Origin of the sequence: Streptosporangium carneum (genome assembly GCF_027922005.1) — a bacterium.
Classification (GTDB): domain Bacteria; phylum Actinomycetota; class Actinomycetes; order Streptosporangiales; family Streptosporangiaceae; genus Streptosporangium; species Streptosporangium carneum.
Genome location: NZ_BSEV01000046.1, coordinates 1 through 21,379 on the forward strand (window position 1 = coordinate 1; position 21,379 = coordinate 21,379).

The following is a 21,379-nucleotide window of genomic DNA, read 5'->3' on the forward strand; positions in this document are numbered from 1 at the left end:
GCACCCTCACCGACCGCGCCGGCGGCCGTACGGCGATCGTCCTCATCTCAACGGAGTCCTGGGCCGAGTTCGGGTCCGACCCGAAGATCGCCAAGGCTGCCCAGGCGCTCCAGACCGCCGTGACCTGCACCATGTTCGGCAAGCCGGTGCCGCCCGCGGCTCACGTCGGCTGACCGGCGCGAGCCGCGGGCGCGGTGATGATCGCGGACACCAAGGCTTCGGCCTCGGCTCGCCCCGGACACGTCCGCTCGGGGCCGTCGTCGTGAGCTGTGATCAGCACTCGATGAAGATGCTCTTCCAGCCGACGGGCGACCTCTGCTCCGCGCCGTCGTCGGCGGGAAGCTTGAAGTGCATCGGACCCCGCGTGCCGGGCTGGTTGTACATGCGCCCGGCCTGGCCGTCGCCGTACCACTTGTAGGAGCCACCGAAGGGGATGTCGGACGGCCCGCACGCGTCGATGAGGACGGACCTGCCGGTGAAGCCCGGCCCTTCGTAGGCGATGTACTGCGAGGCGTAGGCGGCACCGGTGGTGACGGCCACGATCCCGGCGGTCAGGGCCGAGACGATGAGGATTCTCTTCACAGCGCTCCTTCGGATGACGGGGTTCCGCTCCGCGAGCCCGCCCGGTCCGGTGACGTGGAACCTCAGGGGACTCCGGAGGCGTCTTCCGTCCCGCAGGCCACGGAACGGAACTCATCATGTCCGGAGAGTGACGGCTCACCACTTACCGTAACGATAGACTGCCGTTACCCTGTGTAACCGATGGTCGCCGAGGGTGCGCCCTCTTCCCCGGGGCGCACGAGGCAGGGCGCGGCGGCGGACAGCCGGGGAAGGGCCGCCGCCGCGCCGGCTTCAGGACCGGTCTCAGGACTGACCGGAGGGCCGGGCCGGGTTCGACAGAGAGCCGGAGGACCTGGCCGAGTTCGGCAGCGGGTGGCAGGGAGGCAGGCTGTCCAGGATCTCGGCCTGACGGGTCAGCTTCTCGTCCAGACACTCGGGACAGGCCGCCTTGACCAGGGCCCTGATCCCCGCCCTCACCTCCCGCCCGTCCGGAAAGCTCCGGCGGAAGGCGCTCCAGACGCCGATGCCGCCGTCGTGGAAGACGAGCCAGCCGGGATGGGCCCGCTCCAGCTCACTTCGCCGCTGTCGTGGCGTGACGTCGGGAGGCGTCCGCCCACCACAGGCCGACGCCTCGGGAAGACGCGACCGCCCGGCACATGACCATGAGGCAGGGGTCACGCCGCCCTCCCCTGAACGGGGCCGACGAGAACAGACGGGGTGTTCCAGATGCCCTCGCCCCTGCCCGCGAGCCCGGACGGGACGGGCGGCCGGACGCCCCCGCCCCTCTCCACCTCGCGCATGCGGGCCTCCAGCCCCTCTGCGGTGTCGTCCTCGACGACCACCGGCTCGGCGGCGGGCCAGGCGGCGAGGGCGTAGAAACGGCGACGCCCCAGGCTGTACAGCACCGACCAGAGGACCGTGGAACGATCCAACCGCCCGGCCTCCTCCCGAGCCGGGCCGTCCCACAGCCGACGGTGCACCGCGCTGAGGGCCTGGCCGTACCGATGCCTCCCCGGCACGCGGGGCCGCCGCCCGATCACCGGTTCACCCGCCCGGCCGCCGCCGTCTCCTGCCGCTCGACCTCGGCCCGCAGCTCGTCGAGGGTGTCGGCGTCCACCGTGCGGAACGGCGGGACGTTGAGGGCCGCCCCCTGGGTCGCGTCGTCCGGGAAGGGCTCCCGCCTGCTGGCCCAGTAACGCCCCGCGTCGCTGACGATCACCCGCCAGCCCGGGATCGTCTGTCCTGCCGAGGTGGGTCTGACGTCGTCCATGGGTCGAACCTCCATCCGATCAGGGCCCCGTCCGGCCGTCACCGGCGACGGGTGAATCCGCCTCACAGGGCGGGCGAGAGGGATCTGACACGCGCCGTACGGCCCGACCGGTCGCCGCGTCGGCGGAGCGGCCCTCGCCGCACTCGGGTTGTGCGCGTTCGCGCGGAGGCCGCCGGGCACAGGACGTCGCCCTTCGTGCCTCCGAGGCGGCCTGGTGGCGGCAGGCCGCACCCCGGGCCGTGGAAACGGCCTGGAGGCCCTGCCGGGCAGCGGCTGCCGTACGGCGCGCACGAGCGGAGACGGCTCGGGATCGATGGGGACGGACGGGCAGGCCTCAAGAGCGACGGGGACAGATGGCCAGGTCTCGGGAGCGGGCGCGGGCGGCTCGGGCCGACGCTGGGCGGGAACCAGCGGAATAACCTCGCCGGGAGCCACGTCCACGGACCGCTCGGCATCGGGCAGGACACGCGGCTCACCGAGACGACGAGCCCGAAGGCGCAGCTCCATCAGCGCGCCGGACGGCTGGACGTAGTCGTGGTCGGAGGGCCGTCCGGGACAGCCGTGCGCGTACGGCGCGTGCCCGCAGACGGCACACCCCATCGGCATCGGCAGGACGTCGGCGAAGCAGCCGCAGCCGCTTCCCTTCTCCGTGGTTCGATCCAGGACCGCGACACTAGGGTTGGTCATTGGTCAGGAGGCCTTTCCTGATCAAGGGCCTGTCCGACGGTCGCAACGTCGGGCAGGCCCGCCGTTTGTTTATGGGATCAATACGAAATGAAGCGGCAGACCTGCTCCACAGCCATGCGTAATGGCTTCGGCCTGACGGCGCGCCAAGGACGAACGTGTAGCGCCACGTGATGTGGCCTCCATCGCATTCATGATCGACACCTCTGCCGTCGTGACCTTGCTCCGACGGTAGGGCGCTTCGAAGGCCGCGACCCGAACTGTCAGTTCGGGTAACCAGTGGTTCGGGAAGTCAGAGAAGTCCCAGACGCTCTGTGAGCATGTCGACCTGCCGCCGATATGTGGGCCGTACACGACGACGAAGACGGATGACCATGTCCTGCGCGAGCGGGCTGCGGGCCAGGTCCTCGGGCGCCGATTGGAGCAGATCGAGCAGGTGAACCAGTACGGCGGCGTCCTCACGCCGTAGGTCGCAGCAGCGGGCCACCTCAAGCAGGAAGGTGAAGCGGCGTTCCAGTGACGGGAGACAGCTCGTGTCGATCTGGTCCGCCACCCGCAACGCTTCGGTGGTCTCTCCCGCTTCCATCTCGATGCTCACACCATGTAACTCGACGTTGGTCAGCCCGAACACGGTCCACATGGAGTTGCCTTCACCGACCTGCCGAGCCCGGGGGACGGCCTTGTCCTGGAGGCGTTGTCGTGCGTTCCACCACCTCTTCCGGCGTGCGTCGGCCACAACCGCTACGAGTTCGAGCGCCCCGGCCAGCGCCACAGCCTCACCCTCCTGCGAGGTGGCCAGTTGCTCGACGCCAAGTCGTGCGACCTGTTCGGCACCTTCATGCTCCCCGTCCGCAAGGAGAACATGGCCAAGGTTCCACTGCGCCGCTGCGATGCGGATGGGGTCGTCCGCGTCCTCTGCGGCACGCAGACCACGGTCAGCCACCATGAGAGAGAGGTCGACTCGATCAGCTCGACGACAGTAGGACCGGAGCAAGAAGTAAAGATCTGCCGCCGTACGAAGAACATCTCGCCGAGAGTCAGAGTCCGTGCCCGTCCGGTGGACACGCACGGCGTGCTCGGTGTCAGCGACCAGGGGTGGCAACACGGTTGCCGCATCGGTGAATCGTGTGGGGCTGGTCTGCCACATGCGCCACGCGGATTCCACCTGCTCCCGCAGCGCAGTGGACGAGAGCGGCGGAGAACTCCTCGGGGGGCCATATCCCATCAGCGCACGAGTGACGTCCTGGGCGACACCGCCGTTCTTTCCAGAAGGCTCGCCAGGTGTCTCGTCGAGTAGCGCCGATGTCGGGACCCCGAGTTCGGCAGCAAGAGCTCGCAGCACCGGAAGCGATGGTGTCTTCAGGCCGCGCTCGATCTGCGAGAGATATTCCTCGGTTATGCCACACAATCCAGCCACAGCGGCTTGCTTGCGCTGCTTTTTCTCTCGCCAGTAACGGATACGCTCCCCAATAGGGAGGGTTACCGCCATCCCGCCCCCTTCCCGACTGATGTGTTGAGCGTAGACCGATCAAGAGATCAAGGTGGTCAGTTCGGGATGACAGTGTGACAATGTGGAACGGCACTGCCAACGGAGGTGACGATGACGGTATTCAGGGTCGTTCTGTGGGACATTGACCACACACTCGTAGATATGAGGGGAATCGGCCGCGAACTTTCCGCCCAAGCATTCGAGCGAGTGACCGGAATACCGATGCGTCAGCAGGCCAGAATCGACGGCCTCACGGAGGCTGTCATCTTCCGTGAGACAGCCAGGCTCCACGGCCTGGCCACCGACCGGGACGACTTCGAGCGGTTCGCCGACGCTCTGGCCGAAGCACACATCATGCGGTCCGCCGATTTACGAGAACAAGGACATGCCCTTCCCGGAGCGTCTGCCGCCCTGAACGCCCTGGCCGAAGTTCCCGGTGTCACGCAAACCGTCGTGACGGGAAACGTTCGCATGGTGGCGGAGATCAAACTGCAGTCATTCGGGCTTGACCGTGATATCGCCTGGGAGATCGGAGCCTTCGGCGAGGACGACGACGTTCGCGCCGAGCTGGTACGGATCGCGCTGAAACGAGCCGCCGTCTTCGGTGAGGCTACGGAATCCACGAATGCCGTACTCATCGGGGATACGCCCGCCGACGTCGAGGCAGCCCTTCGGAACGGCATACCCGTCGTCGCAGTGGCAACGGGCCGGAGCACCGCCGACGACCTACGCGAGGCCGGGGCGACATGGGTCCTGCCCGACCTACGGGACACCGCTCTGTTGACAGCGATCGTGAACAATCAAGGTCAACTCCAGTAGAGAAAAACCTTGCCGCTCGGGAGTGGCGACACAGAAAATCGATGTCGTATCCCCGATGCCCAACACTTGCTCGATGCCGCACGCCGAAGCACTCTCCGCCCGAAAAGTACGCATATGGGGCTACAGCCAGACGCAGGAGAGAACACTCAACTTTTCCATGTCCACCCTAGATCCCATCGCCCCGAACCCGTAAACGACTTCCTTCATCAAAACGTCAAAAAGACGCTTGTCGGCGAGACGGCAAATACAACCAGCGCACATCCGCGAGAATTGGCTGTTTTGTCAACCTATTGGGAAATCCGGTTAACGATTGGGGAGCGCGAGGGGCCAGAAGGCCTCTCACCTGGGGTTCGGGGCGAAAGCCCCGAGGAGACACAGCCCGAGCGTGATCCGCGCGAAGCGCGAAGGAAGGGCAGGGCCCCCGCACTGGCGCGGGCCCTTTCCATCCTGGGTGACGGCCCTCTTCGACTTCACTCCATGCTGCTTGTGTCCGCCGCCGCAGTACGGCCACGGCGCATCAGCAGGTGGCCGCGGCGGAATCGTTCGTCCTCCAAAGGCTCGCGCAGCATCCGCGCCACCTCGACGAACCCTTCCTTGCGAGCCAGGTCGGCCACGTCGTCGATCGGCCACCGGTAGGCCGGTGTGACCTTGTGGTCGAACTGCAGCACCGGACCGCCCTCGGACTCGAAGAAACCGAGCAGGAGGTAACCCCCCGGGGCCAGCACCCGGCGGAACTCGGCGAAGTACGGCGGCAGCTCCGGTGGTGGGATGTGGATGACTGAGTACCAGGAGAGCAGACCGCCCAGCTCGCCGTCGGCCATGTCGAAGGCGCCCATCGAACCGACCTCGAAACGCAGGTCAGGATGGTCTTTGCGGGCGATGTCGATCAGTGCGGGAGACAGGTCGACGCCGAAGGCGTCCAGTCCGAGGTCACGCAGGTGTGCCGTCATGTATCCGGGACCGCAGCCGGCCTCGACGACGGGCCGGGGTCCGGCGGCCCGTACGAGTTCGGCGAACACGGCGACCATCGCGCGATCCAGTGGCAGGCGGTCGAGCGAGTCTCGGACGAAGTCGGCGTAGAGGTCGGCGACGGCGTCATAGGCGTCCGCCGTCGCGGTCAGATAGGGGGAGGAGGGTTCGGCCACGGCGGACGACTGTAGTCCATCGGTCGGCGGAAGTCGTCGATCACCGACCGGCTGGCGCGTCCGTTCCGTTGTGGACGACGGGGTGACAGAGGTGTCCTGCATCGCACACGGAACCGACTCGTTGAGGCCGGTCTCAGGAACCGGGACGTCAAACAGCCTGGTTCAAGGTTCGATCGCTTCGAGCAGGTCGCCCATGGTGGACGAGGGATTGTCGTTGGGAAACACGGTCTGGTGCTGTGCGTGGCGCTTGGCCAGCGAGGCCGCGCGCTCCGATGCCGCGTGTCGTCGCCGCATGTACTGGCCGGCGTCGATTCGCTTCCCTGAACGTCCGTCAAGCTTGCGACTCTTGCGTTCGGCCTCGCTGGTGTTCACGAAGGCCGTCTGGTCTTCGAAGTGAAGGATCAGCCACAGCTCGAAGCAGGGATTCGAGACGGCCAGGCGAATCCCATGGTCGTTCGCCAGCCGAATGGCCTCCTTGAGGTTCGGATGGTTCTTGGGCCATTCGACGTCGAACACACACCAGCACTCGTCGACCTCGTCGTCCCGGTTTCGCTCGATCGCCCGCTTCACCAGAACCATCGGCACCCCCTGATCGGGGTCGATCTCGATGTTGATCGACGTGTTGGCGCGCACTTCCGGGAGCCGTCTCAACCCGTTTACGTAGTCGGGCTCAGAGGCTTCGCCCTCGCAGAAAACGACGACCGTCTTGCGTTCCGGGCGGTTGGCGGTCCTCCGTCTGAGGTCCTTCGCCTTGGTTCTCCGTGGTGTCATCCGGGTCAGCCGATGAGCCCGAGAGCGCGAAGGATTTCGGTACGGTCGACGTCCGGCAGCGCGCCGAACCGGCCGTGCAGGTATGCCTTCTCCAGGTTCTGGGACTTTCTCACCCGTTCACCGGCGAACTCGGCCAGCGCACCCAGCCGAGTCGCGCCGTCCTCGGCCTTCTCGGTCAACCAGACCTCGTCCCGGTTGAGGTGGTTGAGCAGACTCGTGTCATGGGAGGTGAAGATCAGCTGTGCGCCTTCCGGGTTCGTCACCGGGTCGTGGAACAGCCGGATGAGTTGCATGGACAACGTCGGGTGCAGGCTCGCGTCCAGCTCGTCGAACAGCAGGAGCGACCCGGACCTGAGCGCGGACAGGACTGGTCCGATGAGCTGGAACCAGGTGCGTGTGCCCTCCGACTCCGCCGCGAAGTCGAGGGGCACCCTTTCCTCAGCCGCCCGGTGGACAAGACGCACTCTGCGCTGCGCGCGCCCGCGTGACGCCCCTGCGCCGCCTTCCGGATAGAGGGGCTCGTGGTCGTCGATCACCACGTCGTCGATGCCGAGGTCGGCCAGGCGCAGCAGGGCCAGCGCCTGTGTTCGGTTGGCCTGGGAAAGGCTCTCCAGCTCCTCGAGTCCCGGCAACGACAGCTGGTTGCGGTCGGAGAGATCCTCGAACCAGCGAACCGTCGAATGCGTCGGCCCGTAATACGTCGGACGCCGGTTACGAGACTTCAACCCGAGCGTCTGGGCGTCGAGCAGGTCGCGGGCGAAGTCGGAGACGAGAGGCTCCTCGAACCGCCGGGCGATCGACAGCGCGAGCGTGCGAGCCGTCAGCAGCTCACGGGTGCCGGACAGGTTGCCGAGTCCGCGTTGCAGCTTGAGCTCGTCACCCTCGCGTTCGAAGATTCGCCGGCGTTTCTTCTCGGGATAGTGGAACAGGGCTTCGTAACGAACCGCCTGCCGGTCGAGTTCGACGACGTACTCGAACCGCACGCCCGATATGACGGACTCGACGGTGAACTCAGAAGGCCGGTTCTCACCGTCCGCGAACGCGAACGGCTCAACCGGGATCTCGTCGTCCCAGAAGCGCAGCGACTCCCGGACGGCGGTTCGCAGCCAGGTCAGCGCGGCGATGACGTTCGACTTGCCGGAGGCGTTCGGGCCGAAGACGGCCGCGACCGGCAGCAGGCTCTCTCCCAGGTTGGGCACCGGGCGCGCCTCGACCCGGTCCCGGTCGACGGCGACCATCGACAACTCGACGGGGTCGAGCACCGAGCGGAAGTTCGCCACCTCGAAGCGGATCAGCACAGCACCTCCCTTCCCGCACCCACGGAGTCATCGTAGCCACGATTCCGTCAACAACCTGCGAAAAACAGCCTCTGGCCGCATGTGTTCCGTGGACTGACCCCGGCCTCCGGAGGTTCCGGCCGACCCGCCCGGGATGGCGGGCGGGATCAGGCGGCGGCGGTGAGACCTTCGGCGACCTTCCTCAGTTCGCGGGCGATTGCGTCGGCGTCGTCGAACTCCTTGGCGTAGACCGGGCTGAACATCACCTCCGCCCACCGTTGCCCGCCCATGTCCACGAAGACGGTCGGCGTGCCGTCGCCGCCGTCCTCGCCGACCCCCTGCCTGATCAGGTAGCCGGCCCGGCCGCCCAGGGTCACCTCCTCACCCTCGCGCACCTCGCGGTGCATCCGTAGGCGTTCCTCGACCTCCTGGACGGCCTGCCCCTCGTAGACGTAGATCTGGACGCAGTAGAAGCCGTTCTTGTCGCCGTCGTAGTTCCACGAGGTCGTGTACCTGTCGCCGAAGTCCAGGGACCAGTGGGACCACTGCAGACCCTCGGGCAGGTATCCCACCCTGACGTGCCCGAAGGCCCTTCCGTCGCCCAGGTCGCCGAGGTCGGGCGTCGCGGTCGGGTCGGGCTCGGGGGTGTCGTCGATGGCGGGGGGTTCCGGTGCGGCCGAGGCGGCGTCCGGCTGCGACGTCACGGAGGTCGCGACCATCCCGCCGGTCTCGCCCCCCCGTACGGCCGTCGAGTCCTGGCCGAGGACCAGGTAAGCGGGGACCACGGCCGCCGCGACGGTCGCCGCGGCGGCCAGGGCGGTGAGCCTGACCCGCTTCGTCTTCCGCCGCGAGGACCGGAGAACCCGGTCCGCCAGGTCGGGCGCGGCGTGCAGCCGCTCGGTCTCGTCCGCCATGATCTGGCGAAGGCCGTCCTCAAGCGTGGACATTGCTGATCACTCCTTTCACTGATTCCTCGCCGATCACCAGGCGGAGCTTGGCGATCGCCTTCGACGCCTGGCTCTTCACCGTCCCTGCCGAGCAGCCGAGGATCTCCGCGGTCTGCGTCTCGCTGAGGTCCTCCCAGTACCGCAGGACGACCACCGCGCGCTGCCGGGGAGGCAGTGCGCGCAGGGTGTCCATGAGCACGTGGCGCAGGTCGACGTCGGCCTGCCGCGCCGACGACTCGGGAGGGGTGTGCGTCGGGATGATCCGCAGGATCGCCCGACGCCGGGCACGGCTGATGGCGGTGTTGACGATGACGCGGCGGACGTACGGCTCGGGGTTGTCGCGCCGCACCCGGTCCCAGTTCCGGTACGTGCGCTCCAGCGCCGTCTGCAGCAGGTCCTCCGCCTCCCCCTCGTCTCCGCACGCGAGGTAGGCGACCCGCAGCAGGCTCGTGCCGCGCGCGGCCACGAACGCGACGAACTCGTCGTCCTCGGTGCCGCTCACGCCTGTTCATCCAATTCCATGACCCCTAATACGCCTGGGCCGCGCCGGGCGTTGCCCACGTTCTTCGGTCGCCGGGAAAACAGCGGACCCGCGAACGCGAGATCCGCTCGCTGATCGAACCAGGGAGCGCTCGCGGGCAACCTCCCGGGCGGCCCAGGCGTATTGGGGGTCATGAAACCGGACGCCCAGAGGAAGCAGATGACATTCGTGACCGCGCCGATCCGGTCGCTGACCGCGATCGGGATCGGCCTGACCGCTGTGGCCGCCGTCGCCCTGACGGGCCCGCCGGGCCTCCCGCAGGGCCCGCCGAGCTCCCCGGACCTGCGGCTCGCAGCCGCCGCCCGGTCGGTGGCGGCCCCGGCCGAGGGGGCCTACTGGCACACGAGGACGCTGTGGAGGACCACCCATCCCCGGCAGCTCGGGAGCGGCTCGAACCGCTACTGGGTGGAGGAGCAGCGGCTCGCCGAGACGTGGACCTCGCCTGACGGCAGGACCTGGTCCGGCTTCCGGAGGCTGGGGACGCGTCCGAAGAGCGCCGCGGACGAGAAGGCGTGGCGGCGCGACGGCTCCCCGGCCACGTGGAACCGTACGGCGGACGGCAGGACCGTCTCCCTGTCCACCGCGCCCGAGAAGGGCAGGGTCGTCGCCGTGAAGGAGCAGGTCGCGTTCCTCCTGGCCGAGCAGAAGCTGTCGTACGAGGAGCTCCAGAGGCTGCCCGCGGACCCCGCCGGGCTGAAGGCCTGGATCACGAAGGCCACGCGGGTCGCGAAGGTCCCCGACGACGCCGTCGACGGCTACGTGGCCGGGGCGCTGGCCTCGCTGCTGCACGAGGTTCCGGTGCCGAAGGAGGTCCGCGCCGCGGCGTACGAGGCGCTGCTGACGGTTCCCGGCGTCCGGCCCCTGGGGAGGATCAAGGACTCCCGGGGACGGCCCGGAGACGGCCTGTTCCTCGACCGGCAGCGAAAGGACTCCGTCGCGGTCACGACCCGGCTGGTCGTCGACGCCGACACGCGGCTGCTGCTGGAGGAGAGCCTGAAGACCACGATCGACGGCAGGCCGTTCCCGAACAAGACCTGGACCACGACCACGCTCCACGTCGGCTGGACCGACGACGAACCGACGATTCCCACCCTCCCCTAGCCGCCGGTCAGCGCTCTCCCATCAGGGGCATGCGCGATCCTGGGGCCGGGGGACCTCAGGATCGCGTTTTGGGACGAGCGCACCGCCGAACCGGTGACCGCCCTCTCGTTCCCCGTGACGCACCCCGAAAGTCCCGGCCAGGAGCGTTGCCCCGGGCGAGGGGGAGGGACCCGCCGGGGCCGCTCGCCCCGATCACGATCGATCATGACGACCGCGGTCATCGCGGGCGGCTGTCCGCCGACGTCCGGGTGACGCGGGCGGCGCCCGCCGCGAGGACCTCCCTGGCGATGGCGTCCCGCTGTGCCGCCTCCCTCTCCATGGCCTCCTGCTCGGCCGCCACACGGGCGTCGTACGCCGAGCGCGCGTAGGCGATCTCCCGCTGGTGCTCCTCGGTCCAGGTGACCAGCGCGCGGATGGTGTGGTGCAGGGTCGCGCCCAGGGGCGTGAGCTCGTAGTCCACCCGCGGCGGCACGGACGGATGCACGGTGCGGCTCACCAGGCCGTCACGCTCCAGGTGGCGCAGGGTGCGGGCGAGCATCCGCTGGCTGATGCCGTCGATCCTGCGGCGCAGCTCGGTGAAGCGCAGGCTCTGCTGGTCGAGCAGGGCGATCACCAGCAGGGACCACTTGTCGGCGATCCGGTCGAGGATCTGCCGGACCTCGCAGTCCTGCCGCGTGTCCCACTGGAGGACGTCGTAGAGGTCGGCGGTATCCCCGCAGTAACCGGGGGACTTCGAAGTTCCGTCTTCCATGCCTCCCGATGGTGTCTGAGGATGCTGCTGGTTACAAGAGGGAACCGGCCGTCATGGGGAGAACCATGACGGGCTCTGCCTTTCCGAGAGGAATCTCCCCATGTCCACATCGAGCGCCCGCATGGACGGACGCGCCTGGAGTCTGCTGTTCGTGCTGTGCGGAGCGATCTTCCTGGAGGGGATCGACGTGGCGATGCTGAACGTGGCGCTGCCGTCGATCCGGGCCGACCTGGGCCTGTCGACCGGGATGCTCAGCGGTGTGGTCAGCGCCTACGTGCTCGGCTACGGCGGGTTCATGTTGCTGGGCGGCAGGGCGGCCGACCTGCTGGGCCGCCGCAGGATGTTCCTGTCGTGGCTGACCGTCTTCCTGGTCTTCTCCGGTCTGGGCGGGTTCGCCACCGAGGGGTGGACACTGCTGGTCGCCCGGTTCGTCACCGGGGTCGCGGCCGCGTTCATGGCCCCGGCCGGGCTGTCGCTCATCACCTCCGCCTTCCCCGAGGGCCCGCAGCGCACCAGGGCGCTGGGCTTCTACGCGGGAACGGCCGCGGGCGGCTTCTCCCTCGGCCTGGTCGCCGGTGGCCTGCTGGCCTCGTTCGGCTGGCGGTGGGTGTTCTTCGCCCCGGTCATCCTGTCCGCGGTGATCCTGCTGGCGGCCGTACCCCTCATCAGGGAGCCGGTCGCCCCGCGACGCCCGGCGGGGGGCTTCGACCTGGCGGGCGCGCTCAGCGTCACCGGCGCGATGCTGCTGCTGGTGTACGGGGTGATCCGCTTGGAGCGTCCCGAAGGCGGCTGGGGCGGCACGGCGGTGACGTTCGCCGCGGGTCTGGCGCTGCTGGCCGTCTTCGTCGTGATCGAGCGGCGCTCGGCCAGTCCGCTGGTACGGCTGGGCATCCTGCGCTCGGGCCCCCTCGCGCGCGCCAATCTGGGGGCGCTGCTGTTCGTCGGCTCCTTCGCGGGCTTCCAGTTCCTGGTCACCCTGTATCTACAGGAGTTGCGCGGCTGGAGCACGCTGCAGACGGGTCTGGCCATGCTGGTGGTCGGCATGGACACGGTTCTCGCCCCGACCCTGACGCCACGGCTGGTGAACCGGTTCGGCAACGTCCGGGTGCTGTTCGGAGGGGTGCTCCTGGCGACCCTGGCCTACGCGCTGTTCCTGCCCGTCGGGCTGGACTGGGCCTACACCGCCATGCTGCCGACCATGGTCCTGCTGGGCCTGGCCTTCTCCCTGGCCTACGGCCCGTTGACCATGGCCGCCGTCGAGGGCGTCGACGAACACGAGCACGGCCTGGCCGGCGGCCTGCTGTACACCGCGATCCAGTTCGGCACGGCCCTCGGCCTGTCGGCGATGACCGCCGTCAACGTCGCGGCGCTCGGCGACGGCGACTCGCCGGAGGCGAAGCTGGAGGCGCTGCGGACCGCTCTCGTCGTCCCGGTCGTCGCCGGAGTCCTCGGCGCGGTCGTCATCGCCTTCGGCCTGCGCGCCGGCAAAACGGCGAGGACCCCTGAACCTGTCCCCGCCGAGACCTCCGCCTGACCACGATCGGAGAGAACAGATGGCCACGGAAGCGACGTCCTTCGCCGCGATCCAGGACGAGTTCAACGCCTACATCGGCGACATCGTCTACGCCACCATGACCACCGTCGACAAAAGGGGCCGTCCCCGGGCGCGAGTGCTGATCCCCGTCTGGGAGATCGTCGAAGGGCGCCCCGTCGGCTGGCTGGCCACCTACAGGACCCCTGTCAAGGCGGCCCACCTGGCGGGCAACCCACACGCCGCCTTCTCCTACTGGACCCCGCGGCAGAACGCCGTCAGCGTCGACACCGTCGCCGAGTGGACCGACGATCCGGAGATCAAGCGGCATGTGTGGGACCTCTACCTCAGGACCAGCCCTGCGGGAGCCGGATACGACCTGGGCCGTTTCTGGCGTGGAGGCCCCGCCGATCCCGAGCTTCACGTGCTGCGCCTGACTCCCTGGCGCGTCCAGGTCATCCGAGGCTCCGACCTGCGCGGCAGGATCTGGAAGGCCGAGGACGCCGCCTGACGTCCGAGGCGGCCCGGCGTGCCACCGGGCGCCCGCCGGGCATCCGCGGAGAAGCCGGGCGGCGCCCACTGGACGTCCGCGGGGGAAGCCGGGCGGCGCCCGCCGGACGTCCGCGGGGAAGCGGACGGCGCGTGCCGCCCGGCCGGTGACGTCGCTTCGGGGCGCGACCGCGAAAAAGCGGTTGCGCCCCGAAGTAGCGTGGCCGGTGTGGAAATCTTCGGTGAGGAGCATGTCGAGTCGTTCGTGCGCGACGGCTTCGTGAAGGTGACGATCGGCTCACGCGAGCAGGGCGAGGCGGCGCAGGCGCTGCTGTGGAGGCAGATCGGTCTGTCCCCGGACGAGCCCGAGGGCTGGCGCGAGCCGGTGGTGTGGGCCGCGGACATGACCGGGCAGGGGCCGTTCGGCGAGTTGGTCAGGTCTCCCGCGCTGGCGGCCGGACTGGACGCGCTGTGCGGGAAGGGCGGCTGGCAGCCGCGCGGCGCGGCGGGCAACATCCCGATCCGGTTCCCCCGGCGGCCACCGGCCGACGACCGCGGCTGGCACCTGGACGCCAACGCGCCCCAGCCCGACGGCAGTTGGGGGGTGACCGCCCGCTCGCACAGCCTCCTGGTGCTGATGCTGTTCTCCGAGGTCGGCGAGCTGGACGCGCCGACCAGGGTCAGGGCGGGCTCGCAGCGGGACAGCCTCGGGGCGCTGGACGATGGGGAGGTGTACCACTACGTGCGCGCGGGCGCACTGGTGGACGAGGCCAGCAAGGACCGCCCCGTGGCGCTGGCGACCGGCTCGCCGGGCGACGCCTACCTGGTGCATCCGCTGACCGTGCACGCCGCGCATGAGCACCTGGGCGACAGGCCCAGGTTCATGGCGCAGATGCCGTTCATGCTGACGGAGCCGCTGGACCCGGCAGCGGACACACCGCTGGGCAGAGCTCTCCGTTAGGCCGCGGGCGGGGCGGCGTGTTCGGCGCACAGGCACCCGACGCCCCGCTCGATCCACTCCTGACCGACCCACTCGGGATGCCGTTCGATCAGCGACGCCCGGACCTCGGCGACGATCTCGGCCTCGCCCATCGCGGAGTCACGCCGACGCCAGGTCTCCTCGCGCAGCTCACGCAGGTAGTCGCGGACGTCGGTGAGCACCTGCGGGCCGCCGAGGTCACCGTGACCGGGGACCACCACCCGGGGGCCGACGGCGGCCAGCCGGTCCATCACCGCCAGCCAGCGCACGCCGGAGACGTCCGTGTCGTACGGCGGAAACCAGGGGAAGATGGCGAACTGCCCGGTCTCGGCGAGATCCCCGGTGAACAGCACGTCGGCGTCCGGCACCTTGACCACCTGGTCGCCCTTCGTGTGACCCCGGCCGGTGGGCCGCAGCCGCACGATCCGGCCGCCGAGGTCCAGGTCGTACCCGTCGTCGTAGACCACGTCGGGGGTGGGCACCCGGACGCCGTCGAGGCGGCGGGCGACCGGCCCGCCGAAGCCCCGGAACATCTCCAGGTAGCCCGGCCCCTTCGTCTTCAGATCGTCCGCCTGGGCGCGGTTGACCAGGTATGTGGCCTGGCCGGCGAACACCTGCGCGCCGAAAGCGTGCTCGGGGTGGAAGTGCGTCGTGGTCAGGTACAACCGGCGGCCCTTCGCGACCTCAGACGCGAAGGCGAGGACCCGCTCGGCGTTGGCGGTGCCGATGCCCGTCTCGACGACCAGCACGGCCTGCGTGCCGCCGACGACGCCGATGTTGGGTACCAGCGTGACCCCGTGGTTCGGGATCACCAGCAGGTCGGAGGCGATCTCTTGGGCGTCGGCGACCCGCACGGCGGGGTCGGTCATCGGTTCGTCCGTCATGCCCCGATTTCACCGCCCGGACGCCGTGGCCGTCCAAGTCCGATTAGGTGGCGTCGATACCGTACGGGTATCTTCGCCGGTCATGGAGCTGCGCACGCTGCGCTATTTCGTGGCCGTCGCCGAGGAACTCCACTTCGGCCGGGCCGCCGCCCGGCTGCACATGAGCCAGCCGCCGCTGAGCCGGGCGATCAAGCGACTGGAGGCCGACGTCGGCGCCGTTCTGTTGCACCGCTCCGCCGCGGGCGTCACGCTCACCCCGGCGGGGGCGGCGCTGCTGGACGAGGCGCGCGCCCTGCTCGACCAGGCCGACCGGGTACGCGTGCGGGTGGCCGCGGCGGCCGGCGCCGCGACCATCACCGTCGGCATCCTGGGCGACAGTACCGACCGGGGCGCGACGCGGCTGGCCGCCGCGTACCGCCGGCGGCACCCGGGCGTCGAGGTCCGCGTCCGCGAGGCCGACCTGACCGATCCGACCTGCGGGCTGCGCGCCGGACTGGTCGACGTCGCCCTGACCCGCGGGCCGTTCGACGAGACCGGCCTGACGGTGCGCGAGCTGCGCGCCGACCCGGTGGGCGCGGTGCTGCGCGCCGACGATCCGCTGGCCCGCCGTGACCGCCTGGAGCTGGCCGACCTGGCCGACCGGCGCTGGTTCCAGTTCCCGGGCGGCACCGACCCGATCTGGCAGTCGTACTGGAACGGCGGCGAGCCTCGCGAGGGTCCGGTGGTGCGCGCCGTCCAGGAGTGCCTGCAGGCCGTGCTCTGGAACGGCACGGTCGGGATGACCCCGCTCGGGCACGCCCCGCCCGGGGAGCTGACCGTGGTACCGCTGATCGACATGGCGCCGAGCCGCGTGGTGGCGGCGTGGAACGAGGGTGACGCGAACCCGCTGATCCGGTCGTTCTTCCAGATCGCGACGGCCGCCTACCGCGACTGAGCGCCTCGCGGCGGCGAACGCGCCGCACGGCCTCACCCCCGGAGACCACCGCACGGCCTCACCCCGGAGACCACCGCACGGCCTCACCCCGGAGACCACCGCACGGGCTCACCCGCCGGGGACCAGGGAGATCTGACCGGTGATCGAACAGGCCGAGGGGCGTTCACGAAACGAGTCCGCCTGTCGTGGTCCTCGTCTCACAGACGGAGAGCGCTCTCTTCCTGATTTCTCGAAGGCGCCGAAACCAGGATTCCGTCCCCGTACGGAACACGCTTTTGGTGCGAGCGATATGAGAAACGCACTACCGGAACGCCGATCACTCCCGCGAACCGGTCTCGCCGCTCCTCTCAGCCTCGAAGGAGATGCCGCCGAGCTGCGGAAAAGCCCCCCGGTGAGACCAGCCTGTCGTTCCCGCCAGACGCCATTACGGGTTTTCCATAACCGCGACACAGCACTCTCTTATACCGCAAAACATAACGAATAGCAGACACACCAATTTATAGGCAGAAAAAGATTACCGAAAGGTGACAGATAAGGCGGAAAGGCACGGGCAGCAGTAGCCGCGCCAGGCCATCGCATCCCGCGGTGACCACCGGCACCACCGACCACAGCCGGGCTCAGCCCTCCCCGAAAGGACAACCCCTCATGCGCAAGATCACGCGTCTGGCCGCCGTCGCCGGTCTCTCCGCCGCTCTGGCCGGCGGAGCCCTCACCCAGGGCGCCTTCGCCCAGACCGGCGGCGGCAGCACCAGCCCGCACGCCTACACCTGCTCCAACTCCGGTGACGGCATCAACCACGTCGTCAGCTGCGTCGGCAAGATCACCGACAACGACGTCCTCAAGAACGTCACCGTCAACGTCAAGGACATCAACGTGCTGAGCGACAACCAGCTCAAGGACCTGGAGGTCGCCCTGGTCAACGTCGCCGACAACAAGGTCAACCTCCCCGTCCTCATCCAGAAGAACGAGCTGGTCACCACCACCGTCAACACCTACCTCAGCAAGTTCGGCATCGTCATCAACGTGCTCAAGGTCCTGGCCGTCATCTGACGTCTCCCGACGCACCTCCCGGCCCGGCACATCGGCTCCCCGTGACAACCGCAGCGTCACGGGCGCCCCGGAACGGGCGGCGAGGCGACAAGGCGGCGCCACCGGTTTCGCGGTGGCGCCGCCTTTCCCTTTTCACGGCCGCCTCCGGCGCCGGAGACCCGAGCGGACTCACCAGTCGTCGCGTCAGTCGTGTCTCCGGTGGCGGTCCAACCATCGATCGTGGAGGTCGTCCAGGTCCCTGAGGCGATCCCTCCTGTGGCACCTGACGCCCTCGGAGGACGCGCAGCAGTTGAGGGGGCCTCTGCGCCAGCAGCGTCGGCCGGGCGAGACGACCCCCTGCACGGAGGCCGTCGCCACCGTCTCCGCCGAGCCCGGGATCGGTCCCGTGACAGCCCCCGGAACCGACGCGGCTCCCGAGGTTCCGCCCGGCCAGAGTGTGACTCCGACGAGGATCGCCGCGGCGAGCAGCGGCGGTCGCTTGACGGTCATGGCGCCTCCTCCCGACGGGAACCCAACGCTTCCCCCGAGAACCACCGGAATTACAAACCAGTCAAACCACTCTTTCCCGATATCCGGCGCGGTGATTCACCGTCACCCGGAGGAGCCGACCGGCTTCCCCGAGGTCCTTCGAGCCGGCGTCAGGCGATGAGGGCGGAGCAGAGGCGGGGGACGGCCTGGCCGATCGGGTCGTGGATCACCTCGTCGGCCAGATGGTCGTACGGCGTCGGCTCGCCGTTGACGATGACCAGCCTGGCGCCCGACTCCGCCGCGATCAGCGCCAGGGACGCGGCGGGCTGCACCTGGAGCGAGGTGCCGACGGCGACGAACACCTCGCATCCCTCGGCCGCCTCGACCGCCCTGCCGAGGGTGACCGGGTCGAGGGACTGGCCGAACATCACGGTCGTGGTCTTCAGGATGCCGCCGCAGTCGTGGCAGGCGGGGTCGTCCTCCCCTGCCAGGATCCGGTCGATCGCCTCACGCGTGGTCGAGCCCGCGCCGCACGCGGTGCACACCGCGCCGAACATGTTGCCGTGCAGTTCGAGCACCCGGTCGGGCGGCGACCCGGCCCGTTGGTGCAGGCCGTCGACGTTCTGGGTGACGATCCAGGCGTCGGGGAGGGCGGCCAGCGCGCGGTGCGCCGCGTTCGGCTCGGCGTGCCAGGCGGGATTGTCACGGCGGAGCAGCCACGAGCGGCGCCTGATCTCGGGGTCGGCCATGTAGTAGTCGTAGGTGACGAGTTTCTCGTGGCCCGGGTCCTTGCGCCACAGACCGTTGGGGCCCCGGTAGTCAGGGATCCCCGACTCAGTGGAGATCCCCGCCCCCGTCAACACGGTCACCGTCATCACCCAATCGTAACCAGCCGGAAGAAGGCCGGAGCCGGGACTCAGCCGGGGAGCGTCTCACCCCCGATCGGAGCGAGGACCTCGCCGGTGTAGTAGGACGACAGACGCTCGGAGGCGAAGAAGACATAGGAGGGGGCGATCTCGTCCGGGTGGGCGGCCCGCCCCATGGGCGCCTGCGCGCCGAAGCTCTCGACCTTCTCCTCGGGCATGGTCGCGGGGATCAGCGGCGTCCAGACGGGCCCCGGGGCCACCGCGTTGACCCGGATTCGCCGCTCCATCAGGGTCTGCGCGAGCGAGTAGGTCAGGGCGTTGATCGCGCCCTTGGTCGCCGCGTAGTCGATCAGCGACTTGTTGCCGCGCAGCCCGTTGATCGAAGAGGTGTTGACGATGGCCGCGCCGTCGGGCATGTGCGGGAGCGCGGCCTTGGTGACGCGGAAGTAGCTGTGGATGTTGACCGCGAACGTGCGTTCCCACTGCTCGTCGGAGAGCTCCTCAAGGGAGTTCACCGGCGACTGCGTGGCGACGTTGTTGACCAGCACGTCGAGCCCGCCGAGCGCCGAGACGGCCGACTCGACCACCTCGCGGCAGTGCTCGGCCGAGGCGAGGTCGCCGGGCAGCAGCACGCAGCGGCGTCCCTCCTTCTCGACCAGGCCCCTGGTGTGCTCGGCGTCGCGGTGCTCCGACAGGTAGGCGATCGCGACGTCGGCCCCCTCCTTCGCGAAGGCCACCGCGACCGCCCGCCCGATGCCGGAGTCGCCTCCGGTGACCAGTGCGCGTCTGCCCGCCAGAAGGTCACGGCCGAGGTAGTCGCGCATCTCGTCGCGGGGGGCGGGGGTCATCTCCCCGCTCTCTCCGGGATACGGCTGGCTCTGCGGCGGCGGCGTGGCGTCGTGTTCCTGTGACATACGGTCCGCCTACCCCGCCGCTCGCGCGACACTCCCAGCTTCCGGCAAACACGCAGGCCGGACGGCTGTTCTCCCGTCGGGGAGTGATCCCGCGAAATCCGGTGAGGTACCCCGTGACGTGACAAGCGAGGGGGAACGCCATGGCAACCGTTGCCGAGCAGTTCGTCGAGGTGCTGCGGCAGGCCGGGGTCGAGCGGATCTACGGGGTGGTCGGCGACAGCCTGAACCCGGTGGTCGACGCGGTCCGCAGGACGAAGGGCGTCGAGTGGACGCAGGTGCGCAACGAGGAGGCAGGCGCGTTCGCCGCCTCGGCCGAGGCGCAGGTCACCGGGCGTCTGGCGGTCTGCGCGGGCAGCTGCGGGCCGGGCAACACCCACCTGCTCCAGGGGCTGTACGACGCCCACCGCAGCGGCGCCCCCGTGCTGGCGCTGGCCTCGCACATCCCCAGCCCGGAGATCGGGACGGGCTTCTTCCAGGAGACCCACCCGGAGCGTCTGTTCGTGGAGTGCAGCGGCTTCTGCGAGATGGTCAGCACGCCCGAGCAGATGCCCCGCGTCCTGCGCGTCGCCGTCCAGCACGCCATCGGCGAGGGCGGCGTCGCGGTCGTGGTGCTCCCCGGCGACGTGGCCCAGGCGGAGGTCTCGCGGGCCACGGGGACCCATGACTTCCTCACCCGGCGCGGCACGGTCAGGCCCCCGGCTGACCAGGTGGCGGAGCTGGCGACGGCGCTGAACGAGGCGGAGAAGGTGATGCTGTTCTGCGGCGCGGGGGTGCGGGACGCGCACGAGGAGGTCATGTCCCTGGCGGCCCGCGTGCTGGCCCCGGTGGGGCACGCGCTGCGGGGCAAGGAGTGGATCCAGTACGACAACCCCTACGACGTGGGGATGAGCGGGCTGCTCGGGTACGGCGCGTGCCACGAGGCCATGCACGAGGCGGACCTGGTGGTGCTGGCGGGCACCGACTTCCCCTACGACGACTTCCTGCCCGGCAGGCGCACCGTGCAGATCGACCACGACCCCGCCCGTCTTGGCCGCAGGACCCCGCTGGAGCTCGCCGTGCACGGGGACGTCGGCGAGACGCTGCGCGCGGTGCTGCCCGAGGTCGCGCAGAAGTCCGACCGCCGCTATCTCGACAGGATGCTGGATCGGCACTTCAAGGCGTTGGACCACGTCGTGGACGCCTACACCCGCGACATCGAGCACCACGTCCCGATCCACCCCGAGTACGTGGCGAACCTCGTGGACGAGATCGCCGAGGACGACGCGGTGTTCACCGTGGACACCGGGATGTGCAACGTCTGGGCCGCCCGCTACCTGACGCCGAACGGCCGCCGCCGCGTGATCGGCTCCTTCAGGCACGGGAGCATGGCGAACGCCCTGCCGCAGGCGATCGGGGCGCAGCTCGCCGACCCCGGCAGGCAGGTGGTCTCGCTGTCCGGCGACGGAGGACTCGGCATGCTGCTCGGCGAGCTGCTGACGGTGCGGATGTACGACCTCCCGGTGAAGATCGTGGTGTTCAACAACTCCTCGCTCGGCATGGTGAAGCTGGAGATGCTGGTCGACGGCCTTCCCGACTTCGGCACCGACTACACGCCCGTCGACTACGCGGCGATCGCGAACGCGGTGGGCGTCGAGTCCGTCACCGTCCGGAGTCCCTCGGACGTCCGCAAGGTGCTGAGCACCGCCTTCGGCACGCCGGGCCCTTACCTGGTGGACGTCGTCACCGACCCGAACGTGCTGTCCATCCCGCCGCAGATCACCGGTGAGCAGGTCAGGGGGTTCGTCAAGGCGGCGGGCAAGGTGGTGCTGAACGGCGGGGTCGGGCGCATGATCGACATGGCCAGGGCCAACCTGCGGAACCTCCCCCGCCCCTGAGCGTCGACGTCCTTTCCGGCTCGGTCGACGTTCT

The 21,379-nt window shown here is 69.4% G+C and carries 23 protein-coding genes; 8 read left to right on the forward strand and 15 right to left on the reverse strand.

From position 1 onward, the window contains the following. Positions 1 to 273: 273 nt before the first annotated feature. The 5 genes from PKF00_RS42500 to PKF00_RS42520 all read right to left on the reverse strand — a co-directional run bounded on the left by PKF00_RS42500 (position 274) and on the right by PKF00_RS42520 (position 4,004). Complete coding sequence (locus tag PKF00_RS42500) at positions 274 to 582, reverse strand: MiAMP1 family antimicrobial peptide (protein ID WP_271223465.1); 309 nt, start codon at positions 580 to 582, stop codon at positions 274 to 276. Positions 583 to 864: 282 nt separating this feature from the next. Next, positions 865 to 1,239 carry a hypothetical protein gene (locus PKF00_RS42505; protein ID WP_271223466.1) on the reverse strand — a complete coding sequence of 125 codons (375 nt, stop codon included), beginning with the start codon at positions 1,237 to 1,239 and terminating at the stop codon, positions 865 to 867. Further along, positions 1,236 to 1,493: a hypothetical protein gene (locus PKF00_RS42510; protein WP_271223467.1), complete on the reverse strand. Its 258-nt coding sequence runs from the start codon at positions 1,491 to 1,493 to the stop codon at positions 1,236 to 1,238. Before PKF00_RS42510 ends, PKF00_RS42505 begins: the two co-directional genes overlap by 4 nt. A gap of 104 nt (positions 1,494 to 1,597) precedes the next feature. After that, complete coding sequence (locus tag PKF00_RS42515) at positions 1,598 to 2,518, reverse strand: hypothetical protein (RefSeq protein ID WP_271223468.1); 921 nt, start codon at positions 2,516 to 2,518, stop codon at positions 1,598 to 1,600. A gap of 289 nt (positions 2,519 to 2,807) precedes the next feature. Beyond that, positions 2,808 to 4,004, reverse strand: coding sequence for a helix-turn-helix domain-containing protein (locus PKF00_RS42520; protein ID WP_271223469.1), 1,197 nt, complete (start codon positions 4,002 to 4,004; stop codon positions 2,808 to 2,810). Between the two features lie 111 nt (positions 4,005 to 4,115). Here PKF00_RS42520 and PKF00_RS42525 point away from each other — a divergent pair, with 111 nt between their 5' ends. Next, positions 4,116 to 4,823, forward strand: a complete 708-nt coding sequence (locus PKF00_RS42525; protein ID WP_271223470.1) for an HAD family hydrolase — start codon at positions 4,116 to 4,118, stop codon at positions 4,821 to 4,823. A gap of 470 nt (positions 4,824 to 5,293) precedes the next feature. Here PKF00_RS42525 and PKF00_RS42530 read toward each other — a convergent pair whose 3' ends face one another. The 5 genes from PKF00_RS42530 to PKF00_RS42550 form a co-directional block, all read right to left on the reverse strand. Next, positions 5,294 to 5,968, reverse strand: a complete 675-nt coding sequence (locus tag PKF00_RS42530; protein WP_271223471.1) for a class I SAM-dependent DNA methyltransferase — start codon at positions 5,966 to 5,968, stop codon at positions 5,294 to 5,296. 162 nt (positions 5,969 to 6,130) lie between these two features. Next, on the reverse strand, positions 6,131 to 6,739 hold the full coding sequence (locus PKF00_RS42535) for an RloB family protein (RefSeq protein WP_271223472.1): 609 nt from the start codon (positions 6,737 to 6,739) through the stop codon (positions 6,131 to 6,133). A gap of 5 nt (positions 6,740 to 6,744) precedes the next feature. Beyond that, positions 6,745 to 8,037 (reverse strand): AAA family ATPase, encoded by a 1,293-nt coding sequence (locus PKF00_RS42540; protein ID WP_271223473.1) that lies wholly within the window; start codon positions 8,035 to 8,037, stop codon positions 6,745 to 6,747. Between the two features lie 146 nt (positions 8,038 to 8,183). Then, complete coding sequence (locus PKF00_RS42545) at positions 8,184 to 8,963, reverse strand: hypothetical protein (RefSeq protein WP_271223474.1); 780 nt, start codon at positions 8,961 to 8,963, stop codon at positions 8,184 to 8,186. Continuing rightward, positions 8,950 to 9,465, reverse strand: coding sequence for a SigE family RNA polymerase sigma factor (locus PKF00_RS42550; RefSeq protein WP_271223475.1), 516 nt, complete (start codon positions 9,463 to 9,465; stop codon positions 8,950 to 8,952). The genes PKF00_RS42545 and PKF00_RS42550 overlap by 14 nt, the downstream gene beginning before the upstream one ends. Before the next feature lie 198 nt (positions 9,466 to 9,663). Here PKF00_RS42550 and PKF00_RS42555 point away from each other — a divergent pair, with 198 nt between their 5' ends. Then, positions 9,664 to 10,605 (forward strand): CU044_5270 family protein, encoded by a 942-nt coding sequence (locus PKF00_RS42555; protein ID WP_271223476.1) that lies wholly within the window; start codon positions 9,664 to 9,666, stop codon positions 10,603 to 10,605. Between the two features lie 217 nt (positions 10,606 to 10,822). On the opposite strand, the gene PKF00_RS42560 is transcribed toward PKF00_RS42555, so the two are convergent. Further along, on the reverse strand, positions 10,823 to 11,356 hold the full coding sequence (locus PKF00_RS42560; RefSeq protein ID WP_271223477.1) for a winged helix-turn-helix transcriptional regulator: 534 nt from the start codon (positions 11,354 to 11,356) through the stop codon (positions 10,823 to 10,825). Positions 11,357 to 11,456: 100 nt separating this feature from the next. Between PKF00_RS42560 and PKF00_RS42565 the strand changes: the two genes are divergently transcribed. From PKF00_RS42565 to PKF00_RS42575, 3 genes are all read left to right on the forward strand, one after another. Continuing rightward, a complete protein-coding gene (locus tag PKF00_RS42565) occupies positions 11,457 to 12,890 on the forward strand; it encodes an MFS transporter (protein WP_271223478.1) in 1,434 nt (477 codons plus the stop codon). A gap of 19 nt (positions 12,891 to 12,909) precedes the next feature. Further along, a complete protein-coding gene (locus PKF00_RS42570; protein WP_271223479.1) occupies positions 12,910 to 13,398 on the forward strand; it encodes a pyridoxamine 5'-phosphate oxidase family protein in 489 nt (162 codons plus the stop codon). Between the two features lie 207 nt (positions 13,399 to 13,605). Continuing rightward, positions 13,606 to 14,337 (forward strand): phytanoyl-CoA dioxygenase family protein, encoded by a 732-nt coding sequence (locus PKF00_RS42575; protein ID WP_271223480.1) that lies wholly within the window; start codon positions 13,606 to 13,608, stop codon positions 14,335 to 14,337. Here the strand turns inward: PKF00_RS42575 and PKF00_RS42580 are convergent. Beyond that, the gene (locus PKF00_RS42580) at positions 14,334 to 15,239 is read right to left on the reverse strand and encodes an MBL fold metallo-hydrolase (protein WP_271223481.1); all 906 of its coding nucleotides are present in this window, start codon (positions 15,237 to 15,239) and stop codon (positions 14,334 to 14,336) included. The genes PKF00_RS42575 and PKF00_RS42580 overlap by 4 nt on opposite strands. An 82-nt stretch (positions 15,240 to 15,321) precedes the next feature. On the opposite strand from PKF00_RS42580, the gene PKF00_RS42585 reads away from it, so the two are divergent. After that, positions 15,322 to 16,173, forward strand: coding sequence for a LysR family transcriptional regulator (locus PKF00_RS42585; protein ID WP_271223482.1), 852 nt, complete (start codon positions 15,322 to 15,324; stop codon positions 16,171 to 16,173). A 645-nt stretch (positions 16,174 to 16,818) separates the two neighbouring features. Next, the gene (locus tag PKF00_RS42590) at positions 16,819 to 17,223 is read left to right on the forward strand and encodes a hypothetical protein (protein WP_271223483.1); all 405 of its coding nucleotides are present in this window, start codon (positions 16,819 to 16,821) and stop codon (positions 17,221 to 17,223) included. A gap of 183 nt (positions 17,224 to 17,406) precedes the next feature. Here the strand turns inward: PKF00_RS42590 and PKF00_RS42595 are convergent, their stop codons facing one another. From PKF00_RS42595 to PKF00_RS42605, 3 genes are all read right to left on the reverse strand, one after another. Beyond that, positions 17,407 to 17,712: a hypothetical protein gene (locus PKF00_RS42595; protein ID WP_271223484.1), complete on the reverse strand. Its 306-nt coding sequence runs from the start codon at positions 17,710 to 17,712 to the stop codon at positions 17,407 to 17,409. 149 nt (positions 17,713 to 17,861) lie between these two features. Further along, positions 17,862 to 18,566, reverse strand: coding sequence for an SIR2 family NAD-dependent protein deacylase (locus tag PKF00_RS42600; RefSeq protein WP_271223485.1), 705 nt, complete (start codon positions 18,564 to 18,566; stop codon positions 17,862 to 17,864). A gap of 41 nt (positions 18,567 to 18,607) precedes the next feature. After that, entirely contained in the window at positions 18,608 to 19,405 is a 798-nt protein-coding gene (locus PKF00_RS42605) for an SDR family oxidoreductase (protein WP_425582315.1), read from the reverse strand. 206 nt (positions 19,406 to 19,611) lie between these two features. Here PKF00_RS42605 and PKF00_RS42610 point away from each other — a divergent pair, with 206 nt between their 5' ends. Then, positions 19,612 to 21,345, forward strand: coding sequence for a pyruvate dehydrogenase (locus PKF00_RS42610; RefSeq protein WP_271223487.1), 1,734 nt, complete (start codon positions 19,612 to 19,614; stop codon positions 21,343 to 21,345). Positions 21,346 to 21,379: the final 34 nt, after the last annotated feature.

What these genes read in the sequence shown, in the direction of transcription:
- PKF00_RS42515 (WP_271223468.1), bottom strand. Translation starts at nt 2,518, where the DNA reads ATGACCAACCCTAGTGTCGCGGTCCTGGATCGAACCACGGAGAAGGGA.
- PKF00_RS42520 (WP_271223469.1), bottom strand. Translation starts at nt 4,004, where the DNA reads ATGGCGGTAACCCTCCCTATTGGGGAGCGTATCCGTTACTGGCGAGAG.
- PKF00_RS42525 (WP_271223470.1), top strand. Translation starts at nt 4,116, where the DNA reads ATGACGGTATTCAGGGTCGTTCTGTGGGACATTGACCACACACTCGTA.
- PKF00_RS42535 (WP_271223472.1), bottom strand. Translation starts at nt 6,739, where the DNA reads ATGACACCACGGAGAACCAAGGCGAAGGACCTCAGACGGAGGACCGCC.
- PKF00_RS42545 (WP_271223474.1), bottom strand. Translation starts at nt 8,963, where the DNA reads ATGTCCACGCTTGAGGACGGCCTTCGCCAGATCATGGCGGACGAGACC.
- PKF00_RS42555 (WP_271223476.1), top strand. Translation starts at nt 9,664, where the DNA reads ATGACATTCGTGACCGCGCCGATCCGGTCGCTGACCGCGATCGGGATC.
- PKF00_RS42560 (WP_271223477.1), bottom strand. Translation starts at nt 11,356, where the DNA reads ATGGAAGACGGAACTTCGAAGTCCCCCGGTTACTGCGGGGATACCGCC.
- PKF00_RS42565 (WP_271223478.1), top strand. Translation starts at nt 11,457, where the DNA reads ATGTCCACATCGAGCGCCCGCATGGACGGACGCGCCTGGAGTCTGCTG.
- PKF00_RS42570 (WP_271223479.1), top strand. Translation starts at nt 12,910, where the DNA reads ATGGCCACGGAAGCGACGTCCTTCGCCGCGATCCAGGACGAGTTCAAC.
- PKF00_RS42580 (WP_271223481.1), bottom strand. Translation starts at nt 15,239, where the DNA reads ATGACGGACGAACCGATGACCGACCCCGCCGTGCGGGTCGCCGACGCC.
- PKF00_RS42585 (WP_271223482.1), top strand. Translation starts at nt 15,322, where the DNA reads ATGGAGCTGCGCACGCTGCGCTATTTCGTGGCCGTCGCCGAGGAACTC.
- PKF00_RS42590 (WP_271223483.1), top strand. Translation starts at nt 16,819, where the DNA reads ATGCGCAAGATCACGCGTCTGGCCGCCGTCGCCGGTCTCTCCGCCGCT.
- PKF00_RS42595 (WP_271223484.1), bottom strand. Translation starts at nt 17,712, where the DNA reads ATGACCGTCAAGCGACCGCCGCTGCTCGCCGCGGCGATCCTCGTCGGA.
- PKF00_RS42600 (WP_271223485.1), bottom strand. Translation starts at nt 18,566, where the DNA reads ATGACGGTGACCGTGTTGACGGGGGCGGGGATCTCCACTGAGTCGGGG.
- PKF00_RS42605 (WP_425582315.1), bottom strand. Translation starts at nt 19,405, where the DNA reads ATGACCCCCGCCCCCCGCGACGAGATGCGCGACTACCTCGGCCGTGAC.
- PKF00_RS42610 (WP_271223487.1), top strand. Translation starts at nt 19,612, where the DNA reads ATGGCAACCGTTGCCGAGCAGTTCGTCGAGGTGCTGCGGCAGGCCGGG.